The sequence below is a fragment of the Klebsiella sp. DY2415 genome (genome assembly GCF_026314315.1).
Lineage (GTDB): Bacteria > Pseudomonadota > Gammaproteobacteria > Enterobacterales > Enterobacteriaceae > Klebsiella > Klebsiella ornithinolytica.
Genome location: NZ_CP111115.1, coordinates 5,250,094 through 5,264,239, shown reverse-complemented (window position 1 = coordinate 5,264,239; position 14,146 = coordinate 5,250,094). Strand labels below are relative to the sequence as shown.

14 protein-coding genes and 1 riboswitch are annotated in these 14,146 nt (G+C 56.9%); of the genes, 2 read left to right on the top strand and 12 right to left on the bottom strand.

The genetic code is table 11. The features are described from left to right. The first annotated feature begins 221 nt into the window (after positions 1-221). Entirely contained in the window at positions 222-1,853 is a 1,632-nt protein-coding gene (locus OQV00_RS24920) for a Na/Pi cotransporter family protein (protein WP_266279584.1), read from the top strand. A gap of 85 nt (positions 1,854-1,938) precedes the next feature. Here the strand turns inward: OQV00_RS24920 and pepE are convergent, their stop codons facing one another. The 9 genes from pepE to OQV00_RS24875 form a co-directional block, all read right to left on the bottom strand. Further along, complete coding sequence (gene pepE, locus OQV00_RS24915; protein WP_266279582.1) at positions 1,939-2,628, bottom strand: dipeptidase PepE; 690 nt, start codon at positions 2,626-2,628, stop codon at positions 1,939-1,941. Positions 2,629-2,845: 217 nt separating this feature from the next. Beyond that, positions 2,846-3,658, bottom strand: a complete 813-nt coding sequence (locus tag OQV00_RS24910; protein ID WP_004856397.1) for a shikimate 5-dehydrogenase — start codon at positions 3,656-3,658, stop codon at positions 2,846-2,848. Then, positions 3,651-4,880 carry an L-sorbose 1-phosphate reductase gene (sorE, locus tag OQV00_RS24905; protein WP_004856399.1) on the bottom strand — a complete coding sequence of 410 codons (1,230 nt, stop codon included), beginning with the start codon at positions 4,878-4,880 and terminating at the stop codon, positions 3,651-3,653. Before sorE ends, OQV00_RS24910 begins: the two co-directional genes overlap by 8 nt. Positions 4,881-4,953: 73 nt before the next feature. Continuing rightward, positions 4,954-5,778: a PTS system mannose/fructose/sorbose family transporter subunit IID gene (locus tag OQV00_RS24900; protein WP_004856400.1), complete on the bottom strand. Its 825-nt coding sequence runs from the start codon at positions 5,776-5,778 to the stop codon at positions 4,954-4,956. Positions 5,779-5,789: 11 nt separating this feature from the next. Beyond that, on the bottom strand, positions 5,790-6,587 hold the full coding sequence (locus OQV00_RS24895) for a PTS mannose/fructose/sorbose transporter subunit IIC (protein ID WP_004856402.1): 798 nt from the start codon (positions 6,585-6,587) through the stop codon (positions 5,790-5,792). A 173-nt stretch (positions 6,588-6,760) separates the two neighbouring features. After that, positions 6,761-7,255 carry a mannose/fructose/sorbose PTS transporter subunit IIB gene (locus OQV00_RS24890; protein ID WP_266279579.1) on the bottom strand — a complete coding sequence of 165 codons (495 nt, stop codon included), beginning with the start codon at positions 7,253-7,255 and terminating at the stop codon, positions 6,761-6,763. Then, on the bottom strand, positions 7,255-7,662 hold the full coding sequence (locus OQV00_RS24885; RefSeq protein WP_015585374.1) for a mannose/fructose/sorbose PTS transporter subunit IIA: 408 nt from the start codon (positions 7,660-7,662) through the stop codon (positions 7,255-7,257). The genes OQV00_RS24890 and OQV00_RS24885 overlap by 1 nt, the downstream gene beginning before the upstream one ends. 9 nt (positions 7,663-7,671) lie before the next feature. Then, on the bottom strand, positions 7,672-8,475 hold the full coding sequence (locus OQV00_RS24880) for an SDR family oxidoreductase (protein ID WP_266279577.1): 804 nt from the start codon (positions 8,473-8,475) through the stop codon (positions 7,672-7,674). 67 nt (positions 8,476-8,542) lie between these two features. Further along, entirely contained in the window at positions 8,543-9,496 is a 954-nt protein-coding gene (locus OQV00_RS24875; protein WP_004856410.1) for a sugar-binding transcriptional regulator, read from the bottom strand. A gap of 343 nt (positions 9,497-9,839) precedes the next feature. Here OQV00_RS24875 and rluF point away from each other — a divergent pair, with 343 nt between their 5' ends. Then, the gene (rluF, locus tag OQV00_RS24870) at positions 9,840-10,718 is read left to right on the top strand and encodes a 23S rRNA pseudouridine(2604) synthase RluF (RefSeq protein WP_004856412.1); all 879 of its coding nucleotides are present in this window, start codon (positions 9,840-9,842) and stop codon (positions 10,716-10,718) included. Here the strand turns inward: rluF and OQV00_RS24865 are convergent. The 3 genes from OQV00_RS24865 to lysC all read right to left on the bottom strand — a co-directional run bounded on the left by OQV00_RS24865 (position 10,715) and on the right by lysC (position 13,601). Further along, positions 10,715-10,987 carry a YjbD family protein gene (locus OQV00_RS24865; RefSeq protein WP_004856415.1) on the bottom strand — a complete coding sequence of 91 codons (273 nt, stop codon included), beginning with the start codon at positions 10,985-10,987 and terminating at the stop codon, positions 10,715-10,717. The genes rluF and OQV00_RS24865 overlap by 4 nt on opposite strands. 128 nt (positions 10,988-11,115) lie before the next feature. Continuing rightward, positions 11,116-12,045, bottom strand: a complete 930-nt coding sequence (panS, locus tag OQV00_RS24860; protein WP_004856416.1) for a ketopantoate/pantoate/pantothenate transporter PanS — start codon at positions 12,043-12,045, stop codon at positions 11,116-11,118. 206 nt (positions 12,046-12,251) lie between these two features. Further along, the gene (gene lysC, locus OQV00_RS24855) at positions 12,252-13,601 is read right to left on the bottom strand and encodes a lysine-sensitive aspartokinase 3 (RefSeq protein ID WP_004856417.1); all 1,350 of its coding nucleotides are present in this window, start codon (positions 13,599-13,601) and stop codon (positions 12,252-12,254) included. A 174-nt stretch (positions 13,602-13,775) separates the two neighbouring features. Next, positions 13,776-14,008: riboswitch (Lysine riboswitch) on the bottom strand. Positions 14,009-14,146 lie beyond the last annotated feature (138 nt).

Below are 14,146 nucleotides of genomic sequence, written 5' to 3'. Positions count from 1 at the left end.
AACTTAGCTGACAACTTAGCTGACAATTTAGCTTACAACTTACAGGGCGCCATTATGGCGCCCTGTCTCTTTATTGTGGTTAAACCCTTATACTGGTGTATTGATCCACAACGGCCGGCATCGACTGATATCGCCCCGGACGATATCTCCCGGATAAGCCCGGTGCGTTCAGGACGGGTTATCGGTATCTGTCCGTCGGGTAATAAGGAGAATAAGAATCCGTGTTAACTCTGCTGCATCTGCTGTCTGCTGTTGCCCTGCTGGTCTGGGGCACCCACATTGTTCGTACCGGCGTGATGCGCGTATTTGGCGCGCGCCTGCGTTCTGTCCTCAGTAGTAGCGTTGAGAAAAAACCGCTCGCCTTCTGCGCGGGGATTGGCGTCACGGCTCTGGTCCAGAGCAGCAATGCCACCACCATGTTGGTGACCTCATTCGTCGCTCAGGATCTGGTCGCGCTGACGCCTGCGCTGGTGATTGTGCTGGGGGCCGATGTGGGGACCGCATTGATGGCGAGGGTGCTGACCTTCGATCTGTCGTGGCTGTCGCCGCTGCTGATTTTTATCGGCGTGATTTTTTTCCTCGGGCGCAAACAAACGCGTGCCGGCCAGCTCGGACGGGTGGGGATCGGCCTGGGGCTGATTCTGTTAGCGCTGGAACTGATTGTGCAGGCGGTTCATCCCATCACCCAGGCAAATGGCGTGCAGGTGATTTTCGCCTCGCTGACCGGCGACATTATGCTCGACGCGCTGATTGGTGCCATGTTTGCCATTATCAGCTACTCCAGCCTGGCGGCCGTGCTGCTAACGGCAACGCTGACTTCAACCGGGGTGATTTCATTTCCGGTTGCGCTGTGCCTGGTGATTGGCGCCAACCTCGGCTCGGGGATTCTGGCGATGATCAACAACAGCGCCGCCAACGCTTCTGCGCGCCGCGTGGCGCTCGGCAGTCTGTTGTTCAAGCTGGTGGGCAGCCTGATTATTCTGCCGTTTGTGCATGTGCTGGCCGATGCGATGCATCGTATGCTGCTGCCGGAATCGGAACTGGTTATCTACTTCCACGTCTTCTACAACCTGATTCGCTGCGTGGCGATGGTGCCCTTTGCCGAGCCCATGGCCAGACTCTGCAAACGGATGATTCATGAAGATCCCGAGCAGGACCTCCATCTCAAACCAAAACATCTGGATACTACGGCGCTGGATACGCCGGCGCTGGCGTTGGCCAATGCCGCGCGCGAAACGTTGCGCATTGGCGACGCGATGGAGCAGATGCTCGAGGGGCTACACAAGGTGATGCACGGCGAGCCGCGGGAGGAGAAAGAGCTGCGCAGGCTGGCGGACGATATCAACGTGCTCTACACCGCGATCAAGCTCTATCTGGCCCGCATGCCGAAAGACGAGCTGGCCGAAGAAGAGTCCCGCCGCTGGGCGGAGATCATCGAAATGGCGCTCAATCTCGAGCAGGCTTCCGATATCGTTGAGAGAATGGGCAGCGAAATCGCCGATAAATCGCTGGCGGCGCGCCGCGCCTTTTCAGTGGAAGGGCTGAAGGAGCTGGACGGGCTGTACGAGCAGCTGCTCAGCAACCTACAGCTGGCGATGTCGGTCTTTTTCTCCAGCGATGTCCCGAGCGCCCGACGCCTGCGCCGCAACAAGCATCGTTTCCGCATCCTGAACCGCCGCTACTCGCACGCGCACGTCGACCGTCTGCACCAGCAGAACGTGCAGAGTATCGAGACCAGCTCGCTGCATCTGGGGTTACTGGGGGATATGAAACGCCTGAACTCGTTGTTCTGCTCGGTGGCTTATAGCGTGATGGAGCAGCCGGATGAAGATGACGATCGGGATGAATACTAAGTCGTTTCCCCCGTCGGCGGATTAACTGGTCACGGGGGCGATATCCCGGCGGCGACGCTGACGCCGCAAGCCGGGAACCGTCATTTTAAAAGCGGTGACCGGCCTGCAGAGGCAGCGCTTCCTCACCGGTTTTAAACAGCAGCGTCGGATTCGGGCCGCCGAGGGTGGCCTGCCCCTGTGTCACCTGAATCCAGTTGCCCTCCGGCAGGCCGATGATCGTCAGCTCCGGGGCCACGACCAGCAGTTCGCGAATACGTTGCTCACGGGTTTCGCCCTGATGTCCTGCCGGCAGCGCGTTGGTAAAGTGCGGGTTAATCTGCAGCGGGAACAGCCCCAGCGCGTCAAACCCCTGCGGATCGACAATCGGCATATCGTTGGTGGTGCGGATGGTCGGGCAGGCGAGGTTTGCGCCCGCGCTCCAGCCAATGTACAACGCGCCACGCTGCACAACGTCCACAATGGGCGCCAGAAGCCCGCGTCCGCGGCACTCTTTCAGCAGCTGAAAAGTATTGCCGCCGCCGACAATCACCACTTCAGCGGCTGCAATCGCCGCCACGGGGTCGGCGACGCTGTGAATACCGGTGACGGAAACGCCGAGCGGGGCGAGCACCGCGGCGGCTTTGGCCGTGTAGTCATCCCAGGTTTGCGTCACTCCGGCAAAGGGGATAAACACCGCGGAACGGCGTCCGTTTAGCTGTCCGGCAATTAGCGGCAGCGCATGTTCCAGCCATGCTTTGCCAGGCAGCGACGAGTTACTCAATAACAGCAGTTCCATCTTTTCTCCATTTAGCCAGGTTACAGAGTCGCAGAGGATCCTACCACCGCTTGCCCGCAGGCTCACTGATATGGCTCACGATGTTGCAAGGTGGCGGCGCGTCATCGGGCCTCTTGCTGCGGTGACGCGTGAGAAGAGGGGGACGGTTAACGGAAGGCAAAGCGTATGGAACCGGAGTAGGACACCGGGGAAAGAGCGCCCTCCCTGGCGCTCAGGCTTACCCCGCCCGCGCAAATGCCGCCGCCTCGTTGACGAGAGCGGCATCCGGACGGACGCCGGTATAAAGCACGAATTGTTCCACCGCCTGCAGCGCAATCACCTCTGCGCCGCTGATAATCTGCTTATCCAGCTTCTGCGCCAGACGAATCAGCGGTGTTTCCGACGGCAGCGCCACCACGTCGAACACCACTTGAGCCTGCCCAACCATCGACTGGCTGAACGCCAGAGTGTCGCTATGCGTACCGCCGGCCATGCCGAGCGGCGTGACGTTGACCAGAATATCGACCCTGATCCCTTCAGGCTGCGGCTGCCACTGAAAACCGTACTGTTTCGCCAGCGCCAGGCCGCTATCGCGATTGCGGGCGGCGATAACCACATCGCGGAAGCCGGCGTCGCGAAAGGCGGCGATAACCGCTTTCCCCATGCCGCCGCTGCCCTGAATCATCACGCTGGCACGGGTATCCAGCTGGTGGCTGTCGATCAGGCTCTTCACCGCGATATAGTCGGTGTTGAGCCCGGTCAATCTGCCGTTGTCGTTCACGATGGTATTGACGGAATCAATCACCCTGGCCGAAGGGTCGATGGCGTCAAGGAAAGGCATACAGCTCTCTTTAAACGGCATCGAGACCGCGCAACCGCGAATCCCCAGCGCCCGTACTCCTCCCACCGCCGCGGCGATATCCTGCGTGGTAAAGGCTTTATAGATAAAATTTAGCCCCAGCTTCTCATACAGATAGTTATGAAAGCGGGTGCCGAAGTTGCCTGGCCGGCCGGCCAGCGACATGCAGAGCTGTGTTTCGCGATTAATCATGAGCAATGTCCGGTGCGTGGGCCAGCAGGTACCGTTCCGCTTCGGCGGACCAGATCCCGTGATTACGCGCCATAATGGCCGCCAGCTCAGGGTCAGCAATAGCGCCAAGAGGGGTCAGGGGAAGCGATTTTTCGGTATACACCAGCTTTTTACCACCGCCGACGGCCGGCAAATCGAGGGTTGTTTCACCCGCCGCATTCAGTCCGAGAATATGGGTCACCACTTTCGCCGCCTGGACTTTTTTCGCCTGCATCAGCGCCACGGCGGCCCGCATATCGTCAGTATTGCCGCCGGAAGTCCCGACGTAATGCGTAAAGGCATAATGCACGTCGTAAAAGTTTATCGGGGCGCTGAACTGCTTATCCTGCGGACCGGCAAAGAAGTTCAGGCAGCCGTCCGGGGCCAGCAGCGAAGACGCCATGGTAATCAGCTGCTCATTCGGCACGAACACAAAAATATCATCGAAGCCGTGGCCGCCGGTCAGCGCCATCAGCGTTTCGCGTCCGGCATCGTGGCCGTCGAGGTAATGGATCAACGTTTGCGGCTCTGACGGATAATGCTGGCGGGCGTAGCTCAGCTTCGGCTTATTGGTGTCGGTCACGACCAGCAGGGCAGGGTTCACCGGTCCATGCAGCGCATAGTCGATCGCCAGCAGCCCCATTGGGCCGGTACCGCCGAGGATCAGCGTGCGGCCCTGAGGCCGGATGCCCATCACATGGTTATAGCTCCCTTCCTGCAGATGATAGTTGGCGTTGAATGCACCGATCACGCAGGAGAGCGGTTCGACCAGCGAGCCTTCAAACCAGGTATCGCCTTCCCAGGTGAGCAGACAATCTTGCGTCATGACCTCATCCGGGATCACCACGTGAGTCGCTTCGCCACCGATCCATGGGAAGGAGTAGCCGGGGCAATCGGGGCGATCCGGCAGCTGCAGGTTGGCCTGAATCACATAGCGCTGGCCGGCCTGGAATTTATGCTGCCACTTTTTCCCGACCGCGAGGATTTCGCCACAGAATTCATGGCCGATGATAATCGGATTCACCGCCACGTCGTCCGGCACCTTTTTATGGTTTTCCCCCTGGTTGGCCTCCTTCCAGGAAGAGAGGCACAGGCTGTCGGTGACCACGCGGGCGAGGATCTCGTCCTCCTGCATTTCCGGGAGTGCAAAGGTTTCCAGACGCAGGTCGCGTTTACCGTAAAGGCGTAGAGCTGTCGTTTTCATGTTTACCACCTCATCCCCTTTTACTACGGGGTTAGCTTATTGAAGTGGCCCCGGCGCGACCGGGGCCGAATAATCAGGACAAGAAGCCCAGTGCGTTACCGATAATCCCCAGACCAAACAGGGCAAAGATCAGCCATACCGGGTTAACTTTTTTATTGAGCAGGCGCACCATCAACAGCGTCAGGCCCAGCGCCAGCAGGCCGGGACAAAGCTGGTCGAGGATGTTTTGTACGGTCATGGTGACGGTGGTGCCGTCGGCCCCTGGCGTTTGCGACACTACCAACGGCACGTGGATGGAGGTCCACTTGGTGACCAGCACGCCCATCACGAACAGACCTAAAATAGAGGCCCCTTCGGTCAGTTTTTGCAGCAGGTTACCGCCCATATCGCTGACGATATTGACCCCCTTACGGAAACCAAGCTGCAGGCCGTACCATTTCATTGCCAGGCGTACTGCATTGAAAATAAAGAAAAAGAGTAATGGGCCTAGTATGTTTCCCGAGAGTGCCAGCGACGCGCCGAGTGCCGCGGTAATCGGGCGTAACGTGCCCCAGACCAGCGGATCGCCGACCCCGGCCAGCGGCCCCATCAGGCCAACTTTGATGCCGTTGATCGCCCCATCGTCGATGGCCGCGCCGTTGGCGCGCGCTTCTTCCATCGCCGCGGTGACGCCCAGCACCGGGCCGCAGACGGCGGGAGTGGTGTTGAAGAACACCAGATGGCGTTTTAGCGCCGCCACCTGATCCTCTTTTAGCGGATAGAGACGCTTGATCGCCGGGATCATGTCGTAGCAAAAGCCGAGGCCATGAATGCGTTCAAAGTTGAAGGAGGCCTGCTGCAGGTTGGAGCGCAGAAAGATGTTAACCAGGTCGCCTTGGGTGAGTTTTTTCGGTTCCATAACGGGCTCCATCAGTCGTCAAGTTGGTCAAGGGCGGCGGAAGAGGCGGAGGCCTGCGGGGCCTCAGCCTTACGCCATTGCGGGTTCAGCTGGATATAAATCAGCGCGATAATGACGCCCACGCCGCCGAAGGCCAGCAGGCTGAAATCGAGATAGCCTCCCGCCAGAAAACCGAGGAAAAAGAACGGCATCAGGTATTTGACGCCCATCATGCGCAGCACCATGGCGTAGCCCACCACCACAATAAAACCACCGGCGATTTGCAGGCCGCGGGTAACAAATTCCGGAATGGCGTTCAGCATGTTGCTGACCATGTCGGCGCTGACAAACAGCGAGACCACCAGTGCCGGAATCGCGACGCGGAGCGCCTGTACGCCCAGCGCCGAGATATGCAGCATGTCAATAGTGCGAAAACGCGCGTCCTCCGCCGCCTTGTCCGCTGCGTGTTGAAAGACCACCGTGATGGTGCGGGCGAAAACGGTGAGCACCTGGCCTGCTGCGGCCACCGGCAGCGCGATGGCGATCCCGGTGGCGATACTTTGATGGCCGACGATAACCAGAATCGCGGAGATAATGCTGGCCAGCGCCGAATCCGGCGATTGCGCGGCGCCGACGTTCATCCAGCCGAGTGCGATCAGTTCCAGCGTGCCGCCGAGCATAATCCCGGTTTTTAAATCACCGAGAATTAAGCCAATGACCGTGCAGGCAATTAACGGGCGATGCGTCTGAAATTCATCCAGTACGCTGCCCATTCCGGCAATACAGGAAAAAAGAAATATGGCGATTATTTGTAGGGTACTGATTTCCATAATATGTCACCTTGAGGGTATGCAAATCCCTGCCTGTTACGGCATTAACACGGTATTACTCTGACGGTCACGGTATGGCTTTTATATTTTTAAACCTGTCACCAAAGATTGTGCTAAGTCTATTTCCAGGGTGTGCCATGCAGAATAACGATGTGCAAAATACAGGCGCTGTTTTATTCTGTGGCAGTGTGCTCGGCTATTTTGTCGAGGATATTAATGGACGGATCTGATGCCACCACACGCAAATCCAGTTTTACGCCCAGTTTATCCAGTTGACGAAATGCATGAATATCCTCGTCGTCTAAAGAGACTGCCTTGGTTAATTGTTTTTTACCCGGTCGCCAGGCCATTCCGCCAATATTTAAGGTGGCAATATTGACCCCCTGTTTGATCATCGTTAAAACATCCTGAGGGTTGGTAAATAAATAAAAAACGGTCTCGTTCTGATATTGCGGGTTGTGATAAACGGCGACTGCTTTTTCGAGGTTAACGACATTGACCTTCATGCCCGGAGGCGCGGCCTGGCGGAGTAAGGTCCGACGTACCTCATCGTTATAGACCTCGTCGTTGCAGATAATAATGCGCCGGGCGTTGGCGACTTTTGACCACACGGTGGTCACCTGGCCATGGATCAGGCGGTCATCAATACGGGCAAGCGTAATGTTCATCAAAAATCCTCCTCAATGGTTTCCGGCTGTCGCCAGACCACGCAGCACTGGCTGGCAATGGTCGTCAGATGTGCACACAGGGCGTCTGCGGTCAGGGTCTGCTGGTTATCCACCAGTTCCAGCGCCAGCGGTAATGAGAGGCCGCTGATGACCCGCAGCCGCGGGTTTTTCATCGCCAGCCCGGCAGCGGCATTCCACGGGCTGCCGCACTGTAAATCGACGGCGATCAGCCACTCACTGTCATTGTGAGTGCTTACTAACTCATCCAGCCTGGTGGCGATGTCGCTGGCGTTTTCGCCGGGCATAAATGCCACGGCGCTGGCCTGCACGTCACCATAGACCATGCGCACCGAATCCAGCATGGCGCAGGCCAGCTGACCGTGGGCGCAGAAAATCACATTCACCATATCGACTCCTTATCCGCGGGTTTTTCCGCCGGCGATGTTAGTGGTTACTCCGGTTATATAGCTTGCCCGCTCTGACAGCAGGTAGCAGACATAGTCGGCTACTTCGCTCAGACGACCGGAGCGACCAATCGGTATCGCGTTTTTGCTATAGCCCGCGCGCAGCTGCTCGACGGTGATATTGCGCGTCCAGGCCAGCGCTTCTTCGTATTCCGGCGTGCGCAACCCGGTTTTTTCGAGGATGCCAGGCGCCACGCCCACAACGCGGATACCGTGTTTCCCCAGCTCTTTGGACCATGAACGCGTGAAGCTATTCAGCGCGGCTTTGGTCGCGGCATAGCAGCTCTGACCTTCAGAGCCTTCCAGCCCGCTTTCTGACGAGACGTTAACAATGACGCCTGCGTGCTGTTTCACCATCTGCCGGGCCACCGCCTGCGACATCAGAAAGACCCCTTTTTGGTTGATGTTCACCATCTTTTCAAAGGCGGCCTCATTGAGTTCATAGCGTCCTGCCGGGGCTTTCTCATCGACGAGGAGACGCGGAAAATTCACTCCGGCATTATTCACCAGACCATCGATACGACCGTATTGTTGAATAATCTGTTCGACGGTGTGATTCACCTCGCTGGCGCTGGAAATATCCGTAGGCCAGAACCTGTAATGGTCATGGTGGTGATGCTTGTCACCGCCGTGAATATCGATCATCTGGACATTTGCACCGAGACTTAATAACTCGTCAACAATTGCCAGACCAATTCCCGACGCGCCGCCGGTAACAATAATTGTTTTATCTTGCAGATTTAGCCATGTTTGCATAATCGTCATCTCATTTTCAGGTAAAGGGATCCCACGCAGCGCGAGCTGCGTCAAAAGAAAACGTCTTTTATTTCAGTAACCGTTCTGCGGTCTCTCGATTCGTCACCAGACAGTTAATATAACCCCCGCGCAATGCGCCAATAATTCCGGTATATTTTTCTTCGCCGATGGCGATACCCACGGAATAACGCACCTGTTTTAATCTGGCAATATCGATGGAGAGCGTTTTTTCATTCATATTGGTTTCAACGGCGATACCGTTGATATCATAAAAGCGTGAACAAATATCGCCGGCGACGTGTCGCGCGTTAAGATCATCGCTCTCTTCGCTACCATAAAACGCATGCCAGTTGGCGCCATCGCGAATCGCCGGGGAACCGATACCCACCAGCGCCACATCGAGATTCTCCCAGTAGGATGAAATCGTTTTAAAATGCTGAGACTGCATAATACCGTTGCGAATCAATGTGTTTTCCAGCAGCGCCGGGAAGTCGGCAAGATGCGATTCGGCTTTCAGCCTGGCGGCGGCGCCGTAGGTCAGCGTGTTCACATGATACCGGCTCTCCAGCTTGCCCGAGGGGCCGCCGATAATCGGTACGCAAATCACCTGCCGCGACTGACTGGCCTGCGGTAGCGTTTCGACCAGCGCACGAACCGCCCGCCCCCAGGAAAAGCCGATAATATCGCCAGGTTCAAGCAGGCGGTCGACCAGCTGAGCGCCATGCTGCCCGATGGTGCTCAGCTGGTCCTCTTCCTGTGATGACTCGCAGGAGGCGACCACCGCCTCTTTGAGAGCGAACTTTTGCTTCAGCTGCTGTTCCAGCCACAGATTTTCGTTGTAGTCGTAGTTGATGGCGATGGTGACAATACCCTGCTCACGACCGCGTTTTAGCAGGCGGCTGATCGTGGTGCGGTAAATACCCAGCTCACGGGCAATCTGCGCCTGGGTCATCTCCTGCTCATAATAGAGCTGGGCAACTTTAACGATTAAGCGGATATCATCGCTATTTTCGATCGCCATCTTTGGGCTCCTGCACATTTGTGCAAACGGTATTCTTGCTCTCTTGATCTGATATAACCCCAACTATCGCCGGCGACAAAGCAATTTTCCGCTATATCATCACCATAAGGTGGCGGTTTGTTTTGCACATTTGATTGCTGACCTGCCTGGAGATGGCACGTTTGTGCGTGATGAGCTAATGGTTTGATTCTGCTTATTTTCGCCGGGCAGAATTGCACGGCACGGGGTGGAACACTTTTGTGTAGAAAGGTGTGACGGATCACATTTAGCGGCGAGTCGTGGAGACGCGATTATTTTTGATTGTCCGCGGCCTGAGGTATATTTCGCTTTTACAGGAGAATTTATGCTGCCCGACTCATCAACCCGACTCAATAAATACATCAGTGAAAGCGGAATTTGCTCGCGTCGCGAAGCCGATCGCTACATTGAACAAGGCAATGTTTTTATCAATGGCAAGCGTGCGACCATTGGCGATCAGGTTAATCCTGGCGATGTCGTGAAGGTCAACGGTCAATTGATCGAGCCGCGCGAGGCCGAAGATCTGGTCTTCATCGCCCTGAATAAACCGGTCGGTATTGTCAGCACAACGGAAGACAGCGAGCGCGATAACATTGTGGACTTTGTTAACCACAGCAAGCGTGTCTTCCCGATTGGTCGACTGGACAAAGACTCTCAGGGGCTGATCTTTCTGACCAACCACGGCGATCTGGTGAATAAGATCCTGCGTGCCGGCAACGATCACGAGAAAGAGTATCTGGTGACGGTGGACAAGCCGGTGACCGACGAGTTTATTCGCGGTATGGGCGCTGGCGTCCCGATTCTTGGCACGGTGACGAAGAAGTGTAAAGTCAGGAAGGAAGCGCCGTTCGTGTTTCGTATTACCCTGGTTCAGGGCCTGAACCGGCAGATTCGCCGGATGTGCGAGCACTTTGGCTATGAGGTCACGAAGCTGGAACGGACGCGGATCATGAACGTCGGGCTGTCGGGACTGCCGCTTGGTGAGTGGCGCGACCTGACGGATGATGAGCTGGTGGCGCTGTTTAAGCTGATTGAGAATTCATCCTCTGAGGCCAAACCGAAGGCGAAAGCCAAACCGAAAACCGCCGGGATCAAACGTCCGGTGGTGAAGATTGAAAAGAGCAGTGAGAAAAACGAGAAAGGGCGCCCGGCGTCTAACGGAAAACGTTTTACTCAGCCGGGGCGTAAAAAGAAAGGGCGTTAACGCCTGCCGCGCGTTGGCGTGCTCGCCGACCACGAAAATGATGCTTCGCTATCGGGTTTGTAGGCCTGCTTTTTCTTTAACTGGCGGGCCTTTTTCGCTTCGGCTTCTCGCAGCACCATCAGCTTGTCGATGTACTCTTTCTTGACGGCGTTGGTCTCCGCGTTGGTCAGCGGACGGCCGTGCGCAATTCGGGCCCGGTCAAGCAGCGTTTTGAGTTCGCGTTGCTCGCGCTCTGTCATCTCTTTTTGCGTAATGCGGGGAAGTGCCATAGTGGTGCCCTCAGTCTGCCGGATAACCCAGTGTACGGTAATCGCGGGCCGACGGACAGCGCGTTAGTCCCGTTGAGGAACGCGTAAACGGGGAAATTACCCGGGCCGTTGGCCCGGGTGAGTGAATATTAGCGTTTGTTCACGTTTTTGGCGGTAGGTTTCCCGGACCAGTAGCCCGCCAGCAGCGAACCGGACAGGTTGTGCCAGACTGAAAACAGCGCACCGGGCAGCGCGGCGAGCGGGCCGAAGTAGATTTTCCCCAGCGCGGCAGCCAGACCAGAGTTTTGCATCCCTACTTCAATCGCCAGCGTCCGGCAGGTTGACTCGTCAAAGCCAAACAGCCGTCCGCCCCAGTAGCCGCCGAGCAGACCGATGGCGTTATGCAGGATCACCGCGACAATCACCACCAGGCCCACCGAAGCGATATGGGAGGCGGAGCCGGCGACGACGGCGCTGATAATCGCCAGGATGCAGATCATCGAGAAGGCAGGCAGAAAAGGTTCAACCGCTTTCACCACTTTGGGCAGCGTATGGTGAATCACCAGGCCCAGCGCAATCGGGATCACGACGATCTGCAGGATACTGAGCAGCATCCCCATTACGTCGACCTGAATGTGCGCATCCACATACAGCCGCGTCAGCAGCGGCGTGGCAACCACGCCGACCAGCGTAGAAACAGATGAGATGGTGACAGACAGCGCCACATCGCCTTTCGCGAGATAGATCATCACGTTCGATGCTGTCCCGCTGGCGACGCTCCCGACCAGTACCATGCCGGCTGACAGCTCAGGCGGCATATGGAACAGCAGCGCCAGCGCCCAGGCGGCGAGAGGCATCACCAGATAGTGAAGAAAAATACCTGCAGCAACCGGCGCCGGGCGCGACAGCACGCGCTTAAAGTCATCCAGTTTCAGATGCACCCCCATTCCGAACATGATGAGCATCAGCAGCGTGGTGACCCACGGCCCGACGGGCGTAAAGGTCGACGGGGTATAATAAGCCAGAACAGAGAGCAGCAGCGCCCATAACGGGAACAGCCTCGTCAGAGTAGCGAGCATGTTGTTTTCCTTGCGATTAACGCCTCATCCTTCGGGCAACGCGTGCGCAGGCGGTGTCTGTTTCCCCGGGCACGTTGTCTGCTGTGCATCAGGGATCGTCGCACCGGCCCGTCGCCCGAACGATTGAGGGGATGTTGTGTTGATATAGTTATAAAAAAGCCGGGTTCGAGCCCGGCTATAGGTAATTTTTATCGCGTGAAGAAATATTATTCAAACAAATTATGATGCAATTTCTGCACGACTTTCTCGGCATCCGCCCCAGGCACCAGGAAGCAGAGGTTATGGCTGGATGCGCCGTAGCAAATCATACGAATATTGAACGGCTCCAGGACGCCGAAAACTTCTTTGCCCACGCCACAGGCGCGCGACAACTCGTTACCGATTAACGCCACCAGCGCCAGATCCTGCTCCACTTCTACGCGGCACAGGGAGGAGAGTTCGGTCAGCAGCGCCTGCGTCAGCAGAGTATCGGTGGCGGAGGTTGAACCGGTGGTATCCATAGTCAACGCGATGCTGACTTCGGACGTGGTGATCAGATCCACGGAAATATTGTGGCGCGCGAGGATCCCGAATACTTCCGCCAGGAAGCCGCGAGAGTGCAGCATATTCAGGCTATGCAGCGTCAGCAGCGTCTGGCGGCGGCGCAGGGCCAGCGCGCGGAACAGCGGCGGATTTTCGGTTTTATTACATACCAGCGTTCCGCCGGCGGTGGGTTCTTTGCTGGAGCCCACGAACACCGGAATATCGCTACGCACGGCGGGCAGCAGGGTGGCCGGATGAAGCACTTTGGCGCCAAAGGTGGCCATTTCTGCCGCTTCGGCAAATGCGATGACATCAATGCGTTTTGCCGCCGGCGCGACGCGCGGGTCGGTGGTGTAGATACCCGGGACATCGGTCCAGATATCGACACGGCTGGCGTTCAGCGCTTCGCCCAGCAGAGCGGCGGTATAGTCGCTGCCGCCGCGGCCCAGCGTTGTGGTACGGCCTTTGGCTTCGCTGCCGATAAAGCCCTGGGTGACCACCAGACCTTCAGCCAGCCGCGGAGTCAGCTGCAGCTGCGTCAGCTCGGCGAGTGCGGCAATGTCTGGCTCGGCGCGGCCGAAGCGATCGTTGGTGCGCATAATCTTACGTACATCGAACCACTGTGACGCAATACCGCGCTCGCGGAGAATTTCGACAAACAGCAGGGTGGACATCAGTTCGCCATGGCTGACCAGCTCGTCGGTCAGCGCAGCGGAACTTGCCAGCGCAGCGGCTTCTGCCAGGGTGGTGATATTTTCCAGCAGACGCTCGATCTCTTCGCGAATCACGTTGGGATAGCGCAGACGCTCCAGGATATTGAATTGAATCTGGCGCAGCGATTCGAGCTTTTCAAAACGCTCAGCGGGTTCCAGCCCTTCAGCCAAAGCAACCAGAAGATTGGTCACACCCGCAGAGGCCGATAACACCACGACGCGCGTGTTCTCATCAAGTCGCGCAACATCAACGCTGCGATTCATGGCATCGAAATCGGCAACGCTGGTGCCGCCGAATTTGGCTACAACTAAATCTGTCATAACAACCTCGTGTCAGGGGGGGCCTGACTTATTAAAACGATTCCTGAGTGGGGCTGGGCTGGACACCAACTTACAGTAATAAAATGTCTTAATAAGCCAGGCCAAATTATTCAGCCATGGCACAAGGGAAGAGCGAAAAACAGGGTGGGCGCAGAGCAATAAACAGCTACGATGTCACCCAGAAGTGCTCCACCTTGTAGACCCGCTCCCCAACGCCTTGCGTCAGTTCCTGGGTATGAAACGCCCGACTGCGAACGTTTCTGGTGACAACCCAGGGGATTCAGCCCCTGTGGCCGGTGATGTGCGTACCAGACGCTTTATCACCTCGGCGTTGCTCCCCCTCACGTATTTTCGCCGGACTGGTTCCTCCAATACGGTTACCTGGGCAACGCACCTCTTCTGGCAATTACCGACGTCTTTCACTTTGCCTGGGGGCGCTGGTGATGATCCCCCTGCAATACCCTTTCGCTGTAGCGTGAAATGCGCGAGCAATACAAACCTGCATAAATGCAGGCAGTGCAGTTATATAAAGGCTTCGGAGTAGG